General features: G+C 48.0%; 17 protein-coding genes, 1 tRNA gene and 3 pseudogenes. 6 read left to right on the forward strand and 15 right to left on the reverse strand.

Features of this window, described 5'->3' with window-relative positions:
* Positions 1-15: 15 nt before the first annotated feature.
* The 3 genes and pseudogenes from JCM17471_RS09540 to JCM17471_RS09550 form a co-directional block, all read right to left on the reverse strand.
* Complete coding sequence (locus tag JCM17471_RS09540; RefSeq protein WP_082395285.1) at positions 16-2,487, reverse strand: DNA translocase FtsK; 2,472 nt, start codon at positions 2,485-2,487, stop codon at positions 16-18.
* A gap of 191 nt (positions 2,488-2,678) precedes the next feature.
* Positions 2,679-3,318: pseudogene (gene ytpR / locus JCM17471_RS09545) on the reverse strand (YtpR family tRNA-binding protein).
* A gap of 27 nt (positions 3,319-3,345) precedes the next feature.
* Positions 3,346-3,609, reverse strand: a pseudogene (locus tag JCM17471_RS09550) (thioredoxin family protein); the annotation flags it as partial.
* 201 nt (positions 3,610-3,810) lie between these two features.
* Here JCM17471_RS09550 and JCM17471_RS09555 point away from each other — a divergent pair.
* Complete coding sequence (locus JCM17471_RS09555; protein WP_054777694.1) at positions 3,811-4,119, forward strand: hypothetical protein; 309 nt, start codon at positions 3,811-3,813, stop codon at positions 4,117-4,119.
* Here JCM17471_RS09555 and trmB read toward each other — a convergent pair.
* The 6 genes from trmB to JCM17471_RS09580 all read right to left on the reverse strand — a co-directional run bounded on the left by trmB (position 4,109) and on the right by JCM17471_RS09580 (position 7,573).
* Positions 4,109-4,753, reverse strand: a complete 645-nt coding sequence (trmB, locus tag JCM17471_RS09560) for a tRNA (guanosine(46)-N7)-methyltransferase TrmB (protein WP_054777695.1) — start codon at positions 4,751-4,753, stop codon at positions 4,109-4,111. The genes JCM17471_RS09555 and trmB overlap by 11 nt on opposite strands.
* A 27-nt stretch (positions 4,754-4,780) precedes the next feature.
* The gene (locus JCM17471_RS14135) at positions 4,781-4,993 is read right to left on the reverse strand and encodes a hypothetical protein (RefSeq protein ID WP_156321671.1); all 213 of its coding nucleotides are present in this window, start codon (positions 4,991-4,993) and stop codon (positions 4,781-4,783) included.
* Positions 4,994-5,001: 8 nt separating this feature from the next.
* Positions 5,002-5,559, reverse strand: a complete 558-nt coding sequence (locus JCM17471_RS09565) for a phosphotransferase family protein (RefSeq protein WP_156321672.1) — start codon at positions 5,557-5,559, stop codon at positions 5,002-5,004.
* Positions 5,560-5,644: 85 nt separating this feature from the next.
* Positions 5,645-6,346, reverse strand: a complete 702-nt coding sequence (locus tag JCM17471_RS16000) for an ABC transporter permease (protein WP_162208377.1) — start codon at positions 6,344-6,346, stop codon at positions 5,645-5,647.
* Positions 6,334-6,849 carry an ABC transporter permease gene (locus tag JCM17471_RS16005; RefSeq protein ID WP_054777697.1) on the reverse strand — a complete coding sequence of 172 codons (516 nt, stop codon included), beginning with the start codon at positions 6,847-6,849 and terminating at the stop codon, positions 6,334-6,336. Before JCM17471_RS16005 ends, JCM17471_RS16000 begins: the two co-directional genes overlap by 13 nt.
* Position 6,850: 1 nt before the next feature.
* Positions 6,851-7,573: an ABC transporter ATP-binding protein gene (locus tag JCM17471_RS09580; RefSeq protein WP_054777698.1), complete on the reverse strand. Its 723-nt coding sequence runs from the start codon at positions 7,571-7,573 to the stop codon at positions 6,851-6,853.
* Positions 7,574-7,658: 85 nt separating this feature from the next.
* On the opposite strand from JCM17471_RS09580, the gene JCM17471_RS09585 reads away from it, so the two are divergent.
* The 3 genes from JCM17471_RS09585 to JCM17471_RS09595 all read left to right on the forward strand — a co-directional run bounded on the left by JCM17471_RS09585 (position 7,659) and on the right by JCM17471_RS09595 (position 9,447).
* Positions 7,659-8,090, forward strand: coding sequence for an HIT family protein (locus tag JCM17471_RS09585; RefSeq protein ID WP_054777699.1), 432 nt, complete (start codon positions 7,659-7,661; stop codon positions 8,088-8,090).
* Positions 8,090-8,437, forward strand: a complete 348-nt coding sequence (locus JCM17471_RS09590; RefSeq protein ID WP_054777700.1) for a YtxH domain-containing protein — start codon at positions 8,090-8,092, stop codon at positions 8,435-8,437. The genes JCM17471_RS09585 and JCM17471_RS09590 overlap by 1 nt, the downstream gene beginning before the upstream one ends.
* A gap of 113 nt (positions 8,438-8,550) precedes the next feature.
* Positions 8,551-9,447, forward strand: a complete 897-nt coding sequence (locus JCM17471_RS09595; protein ID WP_054777701.1) for a peptidylprolyl isomerase PrsA — start codon at positions 8,551-8,553, stop codon at positions 9,445-9,447.
* A gap of 94 nt (positions 9,448-9,541) precedes the next feature.
* On the opposite strand, the gene JCM17471_RS09600 is transcribed toward JCM17471_RS09595, so the two are convergent.
* The 3 genes and pseudogenes from JCM17471_RS09600 to JCM17471_RS09610 all read right to left on the reverse strand — a co-directional run bounded on the left by JCM17471_RS09600 (position 9,542) and on the right by JCM17471_RS09610 (position 13,068).
* Positions 9,542-10,513, reverse strand: coding sequence for a 3'-5' exoribonuclease YhaM family protein (locus JCM17471_RS09600; RefSeq protein ID WP_054777702.1), 972 nt, complete (start codon positions 10,511-10,513; stop codon positions 9,542-9,544).
* Positions 10,514-10,654: 141 nt separating this feature from the next.
* Complete coding sequence (locus tag JCM17471_RS09605; protein ID WP_054777703.1) at positions 10,655-10,999, reverse strand: YlbF family regulator; 345 nt, start codon at positions 10,997-10,999, stop codon at positions 10,655-10,657.
* A 21-nt stretch (positions 11,000-11,020) separates the two neighbouring features.
* A pseudogene (locus JCM17471_RS09610) lies at positions 11,021-13,068 on the reverse strand (PBP1A family penicillin-binding protein).
* 133 nt (positions 13,069-13,201) lie between these two features.
* Here JCM17471_RS09610 and JCM17471_RS09615 point away from each other — a divergent pair.
* Entirely contained in the window at positions 13,202-14,047 is an 846-nt protein-coding gene (locus JCM17471_RS09615) for an RluA family pseudouridine synthase (protein ID WP_500778361.1), read from the forward strand.
* Between the two features lie 80 nt (positions 14,048-14,127).
* Here the strand turns inward: JCM17471_RS09615 and JCM17471_RS09620 are convergent, their stop codons facing one another.
* The 3 genes from JCM17471_RS09620 to JCM17471_RS09630 form a co-directional block, all read right to left on the reverse strand.
* Positions 14,128-14,583 carry an arginine repressor gene (locus tag JCM17471_RS09620; RefSeq protein WP_054777734.1) on the reverse strand — a complete coding sequence of 152 codons (456 nt, stop codon included), beginning with the start codon at positions 14,581-14,583 and terminating at the stop codon, positions 14,128-14,130.
* A 64-nt stretch (positions 14,584-14,647) separates the two neighbouring features.
* Entirely contained in the window at positions 14,648-16,324 is a 1,677-nt protein-coding gene (argS, locus tag JCM17471_RS09625) for an arginine--tRNA ligase (RefSeq protein ID WP_054777704.1), read from the reverse strand.
* Between the two features lie 303 nt (positions 16,325-16,627).
* Positions 16,628-16,698 (reverse strand) — tRNA-Gly (locus tag JCM17471_RS09630).
* A 172-nt stretch (positions 16,699-16,870) separates the two neighbouring features.
* Here JCM17471_RS09630 and JCM17471_RS09635 point away from each other — a divergent pair.
* On the forward strand, positions 16,871-17,263 hold the full coding sequence (locus tag JCM17471_RS09635) for a hypothetical protein (RefSeq protein WP_054777705.1): 393 nt from the start codon (positions 16,871-16,873) through the stop codon (positions 17,261-17,263).
* Positions 17,264-17,436: the final 173 nt, after the last annotated feature.

The raw sequence follows: 17,436 nt of genomic DNA on the forward strand, positions 1-17,436 counted from the left end.
AATCATTTCCTCTTCTCAGTTAGTTGTTTCTTTGATGTCATCCTTAGTCAAATACACATCGCGTGGTTTTGAACCATTGGCTGGTGAGATGAAATGCCGCATCTCGAGATCATCGATAATGTTTGCTGCCCGATTATAACCAATCGAGAATGCGCGTTGCAATTTCGAGGTTGAGATGGTCTTTTCATCCGCCAGATAAGTCAAAATTTGTGGAAACAGTTCATCTTGCGATTCCGCTTCCGCCGCTTTTTTGACCAGTTTGTCCGGCTGGAATAGATAGTGCACTTGGCGCTCGTGTTTGACAAAGTCGACCACTTGATTGACTTCGGTATCCACAAACGTGCCTTGCAAGCGAATCGGCTGACTCGCCCCACTACCCAAGTAAAGCATGTCCCCACGGCCCAATAAGCTTTCCGCGCCATTTTGATCGATAATGGTTCGCGAGTCGACTTGACTGGCAACCATAAAGGCCAAACGCGTTGGAATATTATTCTTAATCGTACCTGTGATCACGTCCACACTTGGCCGCTGTGTGGCAACAATCAAGTGAATCCCAGCAGCCCGCGCCTTTTGCGTAATGCGCGCAATATGGTCTTGAACTTCACTCGCCGCTACCATCATCAAGTCAGCTAATTCGTCGATGATGATCACAATGTATGGCAGCACTTGGGCGTAATCGCAGTGATCGCGCGCCTTTTGATTGTATTGCGCGAGGTTGCGCACTTGGGCAGAAGCCAAACGCTCGTAGCGGTTCTCCATCTCATCGACTGCCCACTTCAATGCGGCCGCTGCGGCTTTGGCATCAGAGATGACTGGTGATACCAGATGTGGTAAGTCATTGTAAGGCGCAAGTTCAACGGCCTTTGGATCAATGAGCATCAAGCGCACATCTTGTGGCGTCGATTTGTAAATCAGTGACATCAACAGACTGTTGATGAAAACAGACTTCCCAGACCCTGTTGCCCCAGCAATCAAGCCGTGTGGCATCTTGCCAAGGTCGGTCACGATTGGCTGGCCGAACAGATCGACCCCGAGCGCAATGGTCAGTGGTGATTTGGCCTCTTGGAAGGCCGGTGAATCCAGCACTTCGCGCAACATAACAGGCCGCGGTTTGAGATTAGGAATTTCAATCCCTACCGTGCGCTTCCCAGGAATAGGGGCTTCAATCCGAATGTCCTTGGCCGCTAATGCCAGTTTCAAATCATCATTCAAATTCGTAATCTTGTTGACCTTGACACCACTCGCCAACGAGACTTGGAATTGGGTCACAGTTGGGCCAACAGTGTGCGCCACGACCTCAGCGTCCACGTGGAAAGCCTTCAATGTCTCATTCAAGACATCCGCTTGATCCTCAACCCAGCTTTCCAATTCCGATTCATCGGGAACCACGGGATCGGCTAACAGCGACAGTGGCGGAAATTCATAAGTCTTTGTTGCGACTTCTGGTGTCTCTTCGTTAAATGCCAGTGGACTCGTGTCTTCTTTGGCTTCAACAACGGTGACTGGTGCCTGCACAATTGGCTTGGGTGCCGCTGAATCATCGTTGTCACTCACTGGTTGTGCATCTGCAGCGACTGGTTCAGTGGTGGGTGCCTCGGAAGTATTGCTGACAATTGCAGCTGGTGCTTCAGTGTCAGAAATTGTAACGGGTGCGGCACTTGTTGGCGTCGCGACTTGTCTGTGCTGATACCGCCAGAGTGCTTGCTGGATATCGACAGGTGATGGCAAGAAAATCTGCTTGGGACTCGCAACAATAGTCACGGTTTCCGCAGGTTCTTCAATCACCGTTTGCGGTTCTTCCTCGGCGGGCGTGGTTGCGGCCGAGACTGCGACTGCCGCCGTATCATCGCCGGTAGCTTGGTCGGTCATTTCTGCTTCATCGGCTGTTGCCAACTCATCCAGTGCTGTCATCGGTTCATCGCTCTCAATGACGGGCGTTGTTTCATCCACGATTTCATCAGTCGCGGCGGTTGTTTCAGGTTCAGCGGATGAAGTGTCCTCAATCGTTGGCGCTGTGGCCGTATCGACTTCGTCTTGAGTGTCATCGTCCTGTGGCTCAGGTTCAACATCCGAATCGCTGGCAACCTCATCACTCATCTCAAGCGAGTCCGCTTGCGGCGTTTCCTCAATCTGGTTTGATTCAGATTCGGTCATATCTGGTGTGACAGCCGATTCGGTGGCACTAATCGCCGTTTCTTCGGCAATCAGTTCATCATCCACATCGGGGCCCAACAGGTAAACCATTTCATCTAAACGCCGTAACTGGCGCATTATTTTTAAGTAATCGATTTGCTTAACGGGCTGATCGCGTTTCACCACACTATTGGGTGTTTTAAATTGTGCGAGTGGATCAGTCGATTTGTATTGTTCAGTGTCAGGAGCCGGCTTGGATTTGATTGGTTTGCTCGGCTGCTGCTTTGGCACAACGGGTGGCGTTTCCTTTGCGTGACGCCCCCTCAAGAAAGCGGGGCCATCATAATGATCCATGTCGATCTTCCTTTCTTCGTGAAACAAGCCACAAAATAATATTAACGCTTTTCATTTTAGCATAGATTAACTGTATCCGGTGGCGTTGTAAGGAAATCTTGAATCAAATTTAGTGGGGATTTGCCGAATAGAACGCACAAAAAAGATTGTGACAAAACACAAGTGGTTTTGTCGCAATCTTTTTTGACGCTCTACGCTTCTTGGGCAGCGACGACAGCTTCACCCTTGGCGAAATCAAATGGTTCGCCAGGCTTGAATGTGTCGGGCATCAGTAAAATACCTCGCCGTTGTGGTGCACCCTTCAGCTGTAATTCACGGGCACTGGCCATCATGCCACTGGATGGCACACCCCGGAGCGCCTGGCCAGATGATTTTACCATCTGGCATCATGGCGCCTGGTAAGGCGACCACTACAGTCTGTCCCAAATCAGCGTTTGGCGCACCGACCACGATCTGCAGGGTTTCACTACCGACATCGACTTTCGCCACATGAAGGTGATCAGAATCTGGATGGGCATCAAAGCTAACAATCTTACCAATCACAAATTTTGGCGTATCGTCCACTGTCATTTGACCAGGTAAGCCCGCCTCTTCAATCGCGTGATTCAAAGTGGCCACTTGATTAGCATTCAGTTGAATGCCACCGCTGACATTGAGGTCGCCCAACCACTGAGAAACACGAAAGAAGTTGTACCCGATCACTTGATCATCACCGTTGATAATGGCGGTGATATCGCCACTCTGTTGAGCGGTTTGGTCTGGGGTATCTTGGGCCATCACTGCGATTAACGTGTCATCGAGTGCTGTATTGTTATAACTGGTAATTAGCATAGTTGCCTCCAAATTCAGTAATTAATATTAAGCTGGTAATTGATTCATAAAGGCCTCGACTTCAGCCTTGGTCTTGCGATCCTTGTTGACAAACCGGCCGATTTCCTTGCCATCATCGAATGCGATGAAGCTAGGAATGCCGAACACAGCCATGTCCTGCGCAACTTCGATGTTGTCATCACGGTCAACTGAAACGAATTCGTAATCCTTGTATTCCGCTTCAATCTCAGGCATTACCGGCTTAATAAACCGGCAATCGCTGCACCAGTCGGCTGAGAAGAACAGGACTTTTTACCTGACTTTGCTGCGTCCAAAATTTCTTGATCCGTCTTATATTGTTTCATGATTACATTCCTTTCCATTGCGCGACTTATCTTCTATCTAAAAGTAAGTATATCATGATTTTAAATCCTGGCAATGCCGGCATCAAAAAGGGTATACTAGCAGTAACAAACGCACTGGCAAAAAGCCAGTCAGTCAGGAGTCTTAAACATGAAAAAATCTGTTGTTGCTACAAGTTTGATTGCCATCGGGGCACTGGGTGTCGCAGCCTATCAAAGCATCCGCCACTATCAGCACTACACAATCCCCCAACGCTTGCTCGCACAAATGAAGGCACAAGCGCTCGTCAGCGGCCCCATCACAGGCGCTTGGATTGAAATGGATCCCAAACCCTTTGGCGATGGTGACACCCTCGCCTATTACGGCGGCATCACGCGGGTTACTGACGACGGTTTAGTGCAAACCGAGTACGCCTACGATGCAGACGGACAGTTGTTATCTGCGAAGACTATCGCTTAAAGTGGGCCACTAGTTCGTAGATCCGGCCACCCTTTGAGGCGAATTTCTGTTCATATTCGGTCTCAATATTGTCTGTGACCCGCGCGTCTTTGTGCAGGTCTAAGGCAACGAAGTCAAACGCCATGCCATAGTTATTCATGCTGACAAGCGAAAATTCAAACAACCCTTGATTATCGGTTTTGAATTGGAGTTCACCATCAGGATCGAGAATGGCTTCGTATTGGGCCAAGAAATCCCGATAGGTGAGTCGGCGCTTTTCATGCCGCGTCTTAGGCCATGGATCAGAAAAGTTCAAATACAGCGCCGCGATTTCTGCGGGTGCAAAATATTCGGTGAGGTTCGCGCCATCACCCAAAATTAATTGCAGGTTGGGCAACTTGAGCTCAAGCTGCTTTTTTAGAATGATGCCGATTGCTGCTTCCTGTAATTCCAGGGCGATAAAATTACGTTCAGGGTAAGCCTTAGCCATCTCAATGATGAACTGACCCTTACCTGAACCGACTTCCAGTGACAGTGGCTGCGACTTCTCGAACCGGTCTTGCCACTTTCCCTGCATATCCGTCGGGGTTACCATGATGTACTCAGGATTAGCATTGATCAGTGGCTTTGCCCAAGGTTTGTTTCGTAATCGCATTGTTTTCCTCCATAAAATCGGCCGAAGCTAAGCCTCAGCCGCATTTGCCAATAACGCTTCTAGCCGGGCAACGGTATGTTGCACGGCGTCTTGGCGTTGTTCCAAATAAAATTGATTGATTTCATTAACTAAGTGATACACCCCGTACCAACTGATACGGCGTTCAAGTGCTGGTGTGAGCGCGGCGCCATACGTGTGCAGCCAGTGCTCCCAGCGCGGCCGAGCCACATAATTGACCAAAATAAAGCTCAAGTCGTAGGCACATCGCTCAAAACAGCCTGATCCCAATCGACCAGATAGAGTTGCTTTTGATTTGAGATGAGCCAGTTTTTGTGGGACAAATCACCGTGACAAACGCGATAGGCGCGTGGTGCTTCTGGCAGCTGCTGCAAGAAGCTTAATCCGCGTTGCACAACGGGCATCTGTTTGACAGCGGTATCTAGCGCGAGCCGATTGAGAAATGTTTTGGGTTCCTCTGGGGCCCCGCCCATGCGAGTCAGCATCTTCTTGAGTAGATCCGAATTGTGCACCCGCCCCAACAATCGTGCCACTTGGCGATTATCCATCTCGAAGCGTTTCAGTGTGCGCCCATCCAGCCACTCTTGGGCCGTGAGCACATCGCCGGTGACAATCCGCTTCGTCCAGATTAATTTCGGTGTCACGTGCTCAACGGATAAGGCCGCTAGAAATGGCGATGCGTTGCGCTTCAAAAAATACTTTTCATTGGCATGAATCCCTATGAAAGCTGTACCGGTCGTGCCCCCAGCGGGTTTTATCGACCAGCTCGCATCTAAATCAAAATCCATCGACAAAAACCCCTTTGAGCAAAACGCAACCAATCTCGATCATATCGATAGGCGTTGTAGCAGATTCTTTTCGCTGGCCGGTCGCTTAATCAAACCGGCGCAGTCGAAACGGCACATACCAGTATGCCATGCCAGCCGTAATCAGTAAACCACCAATTAAAATTGCGCCACTATTCATCAATTGCCACTGAATGAGCGAGATCAACGTCAGCACAACCACTTGGGCACTCAGCAGCACGAGAACCAAGCGCGAGAACGCCTGCTGCTTTTGTCCCTGTGGCAATGGATAGAGATGCACGAAGACCACTTCATCGTATTGTTGATAGAACGGAATCAGTTGGAAACCGACCAGATAAACAAACAAAACGGCCAGTAAGGCACTCAACCACCACTGATTGACAAACAGTAGTAAGACCCCGGCGATCAAGGTAAGTCGAACAAACAGGCCACTGAATTCCGTTCCCCGCAAGAAACCGCGCAAATACAGGTAACGCCAAGTGTTCTTTTGCTTCTTTGGAACCAAGGCCAACAGGAAATCCAGATACCGCCGACGCTTAACGCCGCCGTTCATCCCAGGTACATCCGTGAACAGATTATAGAAGCGATAGATCACACTCATCCGATCCTGCTCGCGCTGAATCATGACATCATAATCCAACTGTTGCTTAGGCAACCAACTACCGACTTGCCAACGAAAGCCCAGATCGGCGACCAGCGCAATCGTCATGCTGACGGCAGGATGAAGCCAAAAACCAAGCAGTAACGCGACCAGTGTTAATAAGAACACATAGCTGCGCCGCATATAGGTTTTTTACCCTCGTAGCGGTCCGTGAGTTGGAACCACATGTCGAGATCTTTCATTGCCATTAATGTCACTAACAGCGTGAGTACCCCGCTGACATCACTGAAGCCCAGTTTCTGTAGCAGTGGCCAACTGGCACCACCTAATAGTAACAAGAAGACTTCAGGCAATAATAAACTGTAACGGCGTGCCTTTAGGAGATACTTCCCAAAAGCGGATGCTTGCGGTAATAAGAACACCGCATCCGCCGGTTCGACCAGTGTGGCGAGTCGTCCCACTGGCACAGCGAGACTCAATAGTAGCGCCAAACCCGGTCCCAACCATATTGGTACCTGGGTCAAATTTTTAACAAATTGGCTGTAAGCGTACAGGGCAGCCCCCAGCATCACGATCAAGACCAACACGAAATGATCATTGAAGACCAATCGCAGATACTTGAACTGTTGTTGCTGGTGAGCCTTCACCCGCGTTTTCCATAGTTCAAGCATGTTATCCCTCTTTCGTCATTGCTAGATAAATATCATCCAGATTGGCTTCACTCATGCCAAACTGTTGTTTCAACTCGGCCAGACTGCCATTGGCGCGCACGGTCCCATTATTGAGTAAGACAAACTGGTCCGCATATTGTTGCGCCGTCGCCAGAATATGTGTCGACATCAAAATGCTGGCACCGGCGTCACGCTTGCGCTGTACAATATCCAACAAATCGTGAATCCCGAGCGGATCTAGGCCTGTGAAAGGTTCATCGATAATGAACAAATCAGCATTAGTCATGAATGCTGTCACAATCATAACCTTTTGCTTCATCCCTTTAGAGAAGTTATCCGGGAACCAATCCAGCTTGTTGTCCAAGCGGAAGGTCTTTAACATCTCATTAGCTGTCGCCCACGCCGTCTTTTTATCTAATTGATAGGCCATAATGGTCAAATCAATGTGTTCTTTCAGTGTTAGTTCAGGATATAGCACTGGTGTTTCGGGCACATAAGCGAGTTGCTGCCGGTATTCGTTGCTCCCTAAAGGCGCATCGTTTAGACTCACCGTCCCCGCTTGTGGCTTCAATAACCCGATCAGGTGCTTAATGGTAGTGGATTTACCGGCCCCATTCAGTCCGATTAATCCCACAACTTGGCCTGCCGGTACTTCAAAACTCAAATCCTTGATCACGGGAACTTGTCCATAGCCCCCGGTTAAATGTTCAACTTTTAAGCTCATACCGATCTTCCTAACATTCTGTTTTTCATGCTTCTCTATGATAGCATGGAAGCTAGCAATGACTAAATGAAAAGAGGAATTTTCTATGAATGATTGTATCTTCTGTCAAATTGTTGCCAACAAAATCCCAAACGTCACCGTTTATGAAGACGATGTCGTCAAGGCGTTCCTGGATATCACACAAGTGACACCAGGCCATACGCTAGTCGTCCCTAAGCGCCATGTTCCCGATATTTTTGCTTACGACACCGAGCTTGCGAGTGCAGTATTTGAACGTATTCCAATGATTGCCACGGCGATTAAGAATAGCAATCCCGACATCAAGGGCATGAACATCATGAACAACAATGGTGAAGTGGCTTACCAAAGTGTCTTCCACTCACATATTCATCTCCTGCCCCGTTATGATGACGCCGATGATTTTTCAATTCACTTCGGCGATCACAGTGCGGACTATGACACCGCCAAGCTCGAAGCCGTTGCCGAAACCATTCGGCATCAACTGGAGGTGCAATAATGGCCAAATTCTCAACGGGATTACTGATCGGCGGTATCGCCGGCACGCTTTATGCGCTACTCACAAGCAAGAAAACTGGCCAACAACGCCAACGCGAAGTGGCCAACTACTTTACCGATTTGACTCAGGCAACCGGGGACGTTCAGGCCGCTGTCGGTGAATTTGCGCAGGCCATGAACAATCTCAAACAAGAAATGAACCAAACGCTCCAACCCGCAATCAAGGACATCACTGCCTCTGTTGAGGAAGCCGAATTTGAAATGAGTCCCCGCGTTGATGCGATTAACAAGCGGGTCGAGGTCATCAATGACGCAGTTAATTCGATAACGCCAGATGATACAAAATAGTGTTGAATTCATGAAGCTTTTATGAAGTCTGCACATGTTTCAGTAAAATATGGTATATTAATAGTCGTGCTTATTCAGTAACTAAATTTATTTAGATTAGGATGTGTTTATTCATGAAGAAATGGCTCGTCGCTTTGACTGGCTTGGTTCTTGCATTAACCCTCGCTGGCTGTGCAAGTAATGGTGGTACTGTTGCAAGTTTAAAGGGTGCTAAGATCACTCAAGAGGACTACTACAAGGAATTGAAGAAGAGTGCTGCAGGTCAGGCTACATTACGTAACATGATCGTTCAAAAGGCACTTGAAGAACAATATGGTAGCAAGGTTTCTTCTAAGGAAGTCACTAAGAGCTTCAACGATGTGAAGAAGCAGTACGGTTCTTCCTTCTCTCAAGTTCTTGCACAAAACAGCTTGACCGAATCAAGCTTTAAGGATCAAATCAAGACTTCTCTCCTCTCAGCTGCGGCTTTGAAGGATCAAAAGAAGGTTACCGATGCTGATCTCAAGAAGCAATTCAAGAGCTACGAACCAAAGATTACGGTTCAACACATCTTGGTTAAGACTGAAGCCGAAGCGAAGACAATCATTGCCGAATTAGACAAGGATAACTCCGAAAAGAACTTCACAGCACTTGCCAAGAAGAACTCTACCGATACTGGTACTAAGGACAACGGCGGTAAGTTACCAGCCTTTGATAACACTGACACCAGCCTCGATAGCACCTTCAAGACGGCTGCATTCAAGTTGAAGCAAGGGACTTACACTAAGACCCCTGTTAAGACTCAATATGGTTACCATGTCATTCGTTCTATCAAGAACCCTGGTAAGGGCACAATGAAGGAACACAAGGCAGAACTCACCAAGCAAATTTACACAACTTGGCAATCTGACCAAACCATCATGAATGGTGTGATCACAAAGGTTCTGAAGAAGGCTAATGTTTCTATCAAGGATAACGACTTGAAGAACGTGCTTTCTAGCTACTTAAGCAGCAGCTCAAGCAGCAAGTAAACAAGCAATCAAAAACGGTCCACATCGCAATGATGTGAACCGTTTTTTGTGCAAAAAGGTGAAGCCAGCCGGCCTCACCTTTTTCGTTGATGCATTAATTAGTGCCAGGATCCGGATAGGTCTGGCCCTTGGTTGGGCGATAGAACCGGCGATTGTCCATGCCGAATAATCGTTCCGTGAAGTCCCCTGGTTCCGCGTGTTGATACGCTGTGGTCAACATATTGATTGACGCGTCTAATTCATCCAAATCATGCAAAATCTGTGCCTCGAGCAGCTGTGGCCGCACAGGAGAACCGTATTCCAGCAAACCGTGATGTGCGAGCACAACATGCCGTAGCATCAGCATGTCTTCCGCTTCGAGATTGATTTTGAGTTCCTTAGCCGCTTCGACAATTGCCTCATCCACCAACACGATGTGGCCGATGAGATTCCCAGCCAGCGTGTACTCCGTGGACACAGGCCCCGTCATTTCGATGGTTTTGCCCATGTCATGCAGAATAGCGCCCGCATATAACAGTGACTTGTTGACACTGCTGTATTGGTTCACAACGCTCTGCGCGAGCCGCAAAATACTGAGCGTGTGGAACGCTAAGCCACCAGCAAAAGCGTGGTGATTGGACTTTGCGGCAGGAAATTCATAAAACTCGGGATGGTCGTGCAATAATTTGCGCACGATCCGATTCCAGTTGGCATTGGTGATCTCAAAAACGAACTCATTGATTGCGTCGATGATCTCGCTTTCTGGTTCTGGTGCGCGTTGGAGAAACTGTTGTGGATCATTGCCCTCTTCTTGAGTCGCCAGGCGCATGCTGTGAATCTTAATCTGTGGCTTGTCTTGATAGAGCTCACGCTTACCGGACAGCAAGACCACTTCTCCTGCCTTGTACTGCGCGATATCAGCTTCTGATGCGTCCCACAATTTGGCCGTAATCTGCCCTGATTGATCTTGGAACACCAGTGCGATGAATTTCTTACCGTTCTTTGCCACGCGGACATCTGCCGACTTGATCAGAACGGGAATCTTCAAATCCTCGCCATTCTGAAAATCAAATAACCGCTTTGCCATATTCGTCACCTTTTCTATTCTATCTTATGCTGTTATTATCATACCGATTACGCGGCTAAATAGCAAAAATTGCCTGAATGAAACACAAAAACGGCCGTGACAGACCGAAGTGGGCGTGTCACAGCCGCTTAAAGCCAAAGTTTATTCACCGCGATAAATCTTAACGATTGGTTCGCTGATGATTTGGTTCAATTCATCCATCATCATGGATAATTGTTGTTCCTTAGCCATCAAGTCTTGGATAGGTTGAATATCCTTCATCTTGTCGCCAAGGTCTTGCAAGCTCTTCAAATCATCTTCAGAGAATTGTTGGCCCTGCATTTGCATTTGTTGCAATTCCATTTGCTTTTGTTGGAATTGTTGGAATAAGGCGTAAGCCACTTGGTCCAACTTCAACATATCAAAAGCCTTCTTGAGATCTTGATATTGTTGGGTTGTTTCTAAGTCCTTTGCCATTTGGTTTGCGCTATCGTAAATGTTTGCCATGTTATATCCTCATTTCTATGGTTACTCGAACCACGATTTAACGTTATTGTACCATTCTCCCACAGTATCGCGCGCCGTATCTAATCCATTTTTAATGCCATCCTGCAAATTGTTCCAGGTGTCTGAGGTGCTTTCACTCGGTGTCTGCACTTCGGCCAGTTCCTTGGCATCTTTGGTATTAAATTGCGTTTGCGGTGAGTTTGGCAAGAGGTTTTCCATCTCCAGTTTGAAGATTGGCGCAACCCCATTTTCACTCGTGCCCTGCAGGAAGTGTTGCGCATCCGTACTTGGGAACCCAATCCAGGTTGCGACCACCATATCCGGTGTATAACCCACAACCCATTGATCCTTGGTCCCATAGCCCCAGTTGCTTGGCACTTCCGTACTGCCGGTCTTACCCGCCACGGTATAGCCACTCGGTGCAGCGGTCTGTCCCGTGCCATCCTTGAAAGTCCCAATCATCATGCTGGTCATCTCTTTTGCAATCTTGCTGGTGATGATGCGCTTGCTCTTGGTGTCCGTGTTATCGACCACGGTCTGACCCGTTGCATCGACAATTTTGCGGATAAAATGTGTTTCTGGCAATGTCCCACCGCTCGCAAAAGCAGAGTAGGCCCGCGCCATGGTGAGTGGTGAGAAGCCTGTTTCCACCCCACCTAAAGCCGCAGCGAGATTCTGATCCTGCTGCTTCAAATCAATCCCGAAACGTTCAAGGCTAGAAACACCCTTGCTGACACCAATCTTATTCAAGAGCCAAACAGCCGGCGCATTGAGCGATTGTGCTAATGCGGTATACATCGGCACGCTGCCTTGATAGGTATCGGTCGCATTGTTTGGGGTGTAATTGTTCTTACCATAACTCTGTTTCTTGTCCACCAAGATGGAGTCATAATGATAGCCGGATTCAAGCGCTGGTGTGTAGACCATCAGTGGCTTAATCGTGGAGCCTGGGCTGCGTTGGAGTTGTGTCGCGTAGTTGTAACCTAAGAAGACGTGTTCGCCCCGTGAACCAACCACAGCGAGCACACCACCGGTTTTAGGATCAACGACAACCGAGGCGCCCTGGACTTGCCGCCCATCGGCCGCATTCGCAGGAAATGCCCAATCCTGGTCAAAGCTTTGCTCTAACTTGGTCTGATAGGTCTGGTTCAGTGTGGTATACACCTTATAGCCCTTATTCATCAGATCATCGGCCTTGATGCCGTCTTTTTCCGCTTCTTCAATCACGGCATCAAAGAAGGAAGGATACTTCTGTGCGTTATTCGCAGAATACCCATCGCTGATCACCAGCTGTTCACCCTTAGCCGCAGTGGCCTGAGCCTGCGTGAGTTTGTTGTTGTCGACCATCAACCCGAGAATCAAATTCCGCCGCGAAATCGCGTTATCCATGTGGTCAACGGGATTATAGAAACTTGGACTGCGCAGCATGGCCGCAATTGTGGCGCCTTCACTGGCATCGAGTTGGCTCGCGTTTGTTGAAATAGCGCTTAGCCGCATCTTGAACGCCCCAAATCCCGTTACCAAAGTAGGCGTTATTGAGATACATCGCTAAGATATCCTGTTTGGAGTACACTTTATTGAGTTGCACCGCCAAAAAGATTTCTTGCGCTTTACGCATGATGGTCTGTTTCTGGGTCAAGAGTGTATTCTTGGCTAGCTGCTGCGTGATGGTACTCCCACCACCGGTAATTTCACCGCGGTGGATGACCAGACTCACAGCAGAACGCAAGATACCTTTAATTGAGAAGCCGGGATTCGTATAAAAGGTGCGATCTTCAGTTGAAATCACCGCATCTTGTACCGATTTTGAAATGGCATTCAGGTCCACATAGGTCCCCTTTTGCGCATACAATTCGCCGGCCTTTTTGATTGCTTTGGTCATAGATATTGGTTTTCGTTTGGAGTGAACTCTTAATGTTTTGCACATCAGCCGTTTTGGCTTGGTACGTAAAATAAGTACTAAAGCCCAAAATGACTGTTAAAATAAGAAGTATCGCCCATCGAATAATCTGGAATCGATGGCAAAACCAAACAAGTTTATGCCAAGCATTCACCAAATATGGCTTGATCGTCGCCCATATTTTTTTAGAATGTCCATCGTCATCCCCCTGTCTTGTGCCATATTTTAGCATATTCCTACTTCTTGCGCCGAAATGACGTTGAAGCTTAGCATTTATTTATTGAATTGGAGCAATCATATTGATCACTTTTACACAGCAACTCACGACAACCATCGCCTATGATTCCGTCAGAACGATGCTACAACAACTCATGGTCCCAAAGACCACTCAGCACGAACTGCGCATTCACCAAAGTGTGCTGATCAACGGCACGTATCACACGTTCAATCAACCAGTGGCCGCCGGTGCGCAGATTACTTTGACCTACCAGGACGCGCAGCCACCCATCTATGTGCCCACAAATCGACCTGTGACCATCGCCTATGAGGACCACGACTTGTTGGTTGTCGATAAACCGGCTGGCATCAAGGCTCATCCGAATCAGCCGGACGAAACGCAAACGCTGATGAATCGCGTTGCTGCCTACCTCGCACCCATGCCTGCCTACATCACTCATCGCTTGGACATGTTAACGAGTGGCTTAACCCTGATTGCGAAGGACCCACTCACCCAAAACATCATCAACCGCCAACTCGCACAAAAGACCATGACCCGCGAGTACGTGGCACTTGTCGCACCCGATATTCCAGATCACGGAACGATTAGTGCACCCATCGGGCTGGATCCAACTGACAAGCGCAAACGTATGGTGACAAAAGATGGGCTACCTGCTGTGACCCACTATCAGGTCATTGCCCGCACCGCTGAGTGGGCACAGATACAGCTGCAGTTAGAAACCGGACGCACCCACCAAATTCGTGTCCACTTGGCGAGCATCGGTTTCCCCATTCTGGGCGACCCGCTTTATGCGCCTGGATTTCAAACCACACGCCTGTTTTTGCACGCCGAAACCCTGCGTCTCACGCAGCCTTTTACGGCTCAACCGCTGGTGGTCCATCAGCCGGCGCCATTTGGAATCATGCGCTAAAAAACAACAAAAAGAGCGATCATGACAGAATTCAAAAGATTTTGTCACGATCGCTCTTTATTTAGTTAACTTGTTTCATTCTATAAGGAGAAGGCGTGCTGATATTGGTCATTAAACCACTCAGCAGCTTCTTCATCTGGACTGATGATCACGATTGTATCGTGACCCGCCACCGTTCCAACAACTTGTGGAAACTTAATGTCATCGATAATGGCAGCCAAAAGGTTCCCATTGCTCGGCAGGGTGCGGATGACATTGATAAACTGGACCCGCGTGATACCGAGTCCCACTTCCCGAATCGCCGTGGCGAGTCGTTCCATTTGAGATTCCGTATCAGCTCGAAAAATAGCATAACGCAGTTGTCCATTGGCGTCTTGTGCTTTCACCACACGCATTTCACGGATATCCCGTGAAATTGTGGCTTGAGTCGCTTCGATACCGGCGGCCTTGAGTGCTGTCAGTAACTCGTCTTGAGTCGCAATGGGCTGCTGGTTAATAATTTTGGCTAACGCGTTTTGTCGTTCAGTCTTATTCAAATTATCCACCCGATTTCTTCATCAATACTGCCATTATACCAGACAGAAAGAGATTTGTGGGTGCTTACATTTCGGCCGGTGCGTTAACCCCCAGCAGAGCCAGGGCGTTGGTCAATACTTGGCTGATGCTTGAAACCAAGGCCAAACGTGCAGGTAATTCAGCGTCATCCACCAGAATCTTGGTGTTAGCGTAGTACTTATTGAAGGCCTTAGCCAACCGCAGCGCGTATTTCGCAATCACTGATGGTTCGTAGGCTTTGGCTGCTCGAGCAACCACATTTGGATAGTCAGCCAACAACTTGAGAATATCCCAAGCAGAGGTATCGCTCAAGGCAACTTCTGCTGCAGGACTCACATCCGTCTTCTTCAAGATACTGTTGGCCCGGGCATTGGTGTATTGCACGTAAGGACCTGTTTCGCCTTCAAAGCGCACCACTTCTTCGAGGTTGAAGTCGAAGCTATCTAGCCGTTCATTCTTCAGATCATGGAAAATAACGGCACCGACGCCGACATCGTGGGCAACTTGATCCGCATTTTCAAGATCAGGGTGCTTTTCAGCAATCTGCTTCTTGGCCAAATCAATCGCGTCATTCAGCACTTGTTCGAGTAAGACGATATTCCCCTTACGTGTGGAGAGCTTCTTGCCATCCTTGGTAATCAAACCAAATGGAATGTGGTGGATTTCATCCGCCCAGTCGTAACCCATTTCTTTGAGTACGGCCTTCATCTGTTCGAAGTGTTCCCGTTGTTCATTCCCAACGACATACAGACTTTGAACAAAATCATAGGTTTCCTTACGATAGATTGCAGCCGCCAAGTCACGTGTCATGTATAAGGTGGCACCATCTGACTTCTTGATCAATGCGGGGTTGAGGTTGTACTTCTCAAGGTCCACAATTTCAGCACCTTGACTGGTTTGTAAGAGATGCTTATCCACTAAGGTTTGTACAACAGGGTCCATCTTGTCGTTGTAGAAAGCTTCACCATTGTAGGAATCGAAATCAATGCCCAACTTAGCATAGATCCGGTTGAATTCCTTCAGTGATTCTTCACGGAACCATGCCCAGAGCTTGGTTGCTTCGGGATCGCCATCTTCTAACTTCTTAAACCAAGCCCGCGCTTCGTCGTCCATTTCAGGCTTTGTTTCAGCCTCTTCATGAAAGCGAACGTAGTATTCAAGCAAGTGCTTGATCGGATCAGCCTTGACTTCTTCTTCGCTCCCCCACAACTTGTAAGCCACAATCAACTTACCAAATTGTGTACCCCAGTCACCTAAGTGATTGATTTTGATTGGGGTATAGCCCGTCTTGGTCAAAATATTGGCCAACGCATTCCCAATCACGGTTGAGCGCAAGTGACCCATGGACATTGGCTTAGCGATGTTAGGGCTCGACATATCGATGGTGACGTCACCTACGCCCAGGGTTTGACTACCGAAGTTGTCGCCCGCTTCATCGATGGCCATCAGTGTTGCATGAGCAAAACTCATCTTATCTAAGAAGAAGTTGACGTAACCACCCACGGCCTTTACGGCTTCAAATGGGGTCGCATCAATTGTTGGGGCCAATTCGGCCGCAATTTTGTTAGGTGCCATCCGTTTGATCTTGGCTAATGCGAATGTTGGAAACGCATAATCCCCTAAATCGGATGTTTTGGGTGTCTCTAATAGGTCACTGATTTGGTCTGCACTGAGTTCAGGTAACACAGCAGCGAGTGCCTGAACAACTTGATCCTTAAACATAAATTTCCTCCTTCTGCGAAAAATGGCCCGTCTCCTCCAGAATAATCTGAAAGAGACGAGCCATCGCCCGCGGTACCACTCTAATTGACAAAGTCCACTTTATTCTTCAATTGTTGCTCTCAAAAGCGCGCGGACGAACATCACGTAGTCGTTTGCACTGACCGACCTCACTGGAACGTGTGTTTTCGCCTTCCTCTTTCTCACCGAGCTTGTTGCATGTAGTGTAACCTAATTTGTGAAACGACGCAACGCGAATAACGGCATCAATTCACAAAACAGGATGAGATTTCATCCTGTCCATGAAGCGGTTGACGAGAATCGAACTCGCGACACCAGCTTGGGAAGCTGGAGTTTTACCACTAAACTACAACCGCATATTGCGTCGCCTTGACAACAAAAACAATTATACCGAAATGACAGGATTTTGCAAGCGAATCAATATATGTTTTGATGAGAAAAACATTAACGTTTTACATTTAATTTTAACGAGAGTACAATGAAGTTATTAAAAAGATTTGAACATTATTCACAATAGAGGCGACCGTCATGCAAGAAGCATCAACGCGACGACTATTTTTTGTTTCTCATACCATTAAAACTGATCGTGGGTACAGCATCAAGTTCCCTAATATTCCAAATGGCTATGCAAAGGGAACAACTTATGAAGAAACGCTGTATTACGCTTATCGGGTGCTCAGCGATTTCTTGAGCCATCTGCCAAAGGATGAAGTCGCCATGACGGCCTATACCTTGCGTGACCTGCCGGAAGTCGATAGTGACAATGACTTCTATGCGCTGGTCAGTGTGCCAGAGAATTTCGATCCACATCAGATGCGGACTTACTTCACCTTACCCCAAGTGCCACCGGCTGAAATTCGCCAAAAGGCCAATGCGATTGCAAAAATCATCTCAAATCAAGAGGATCTGGCCACTTTATGATACACTATGGCTAGTGAGGTGATATCGTGGAGGAAACAGCAACGTTCAACTGCCCTGCTTGCCACCAAGCCATGACTTTTGGTCAGGTACGGTGCCCAGCTTGTGGCACATCAATTTTTACCGAAATCTATCTGAAGACTATTGGAATCAACGTAAGCGCAAGCTATTGCGGC

Origin of the sequence: Lacticaseibacillus saniviri JCM 17471 = DSM 24301 (genome assembly GCF_001311785.1) — a bacterium.
GTDB lineage: Bacteria > Bacillota > Bacilli > Lactobacillales > Lactobacillaceae > Lacticaseibacillus > Lacticaseibacillus saniviri.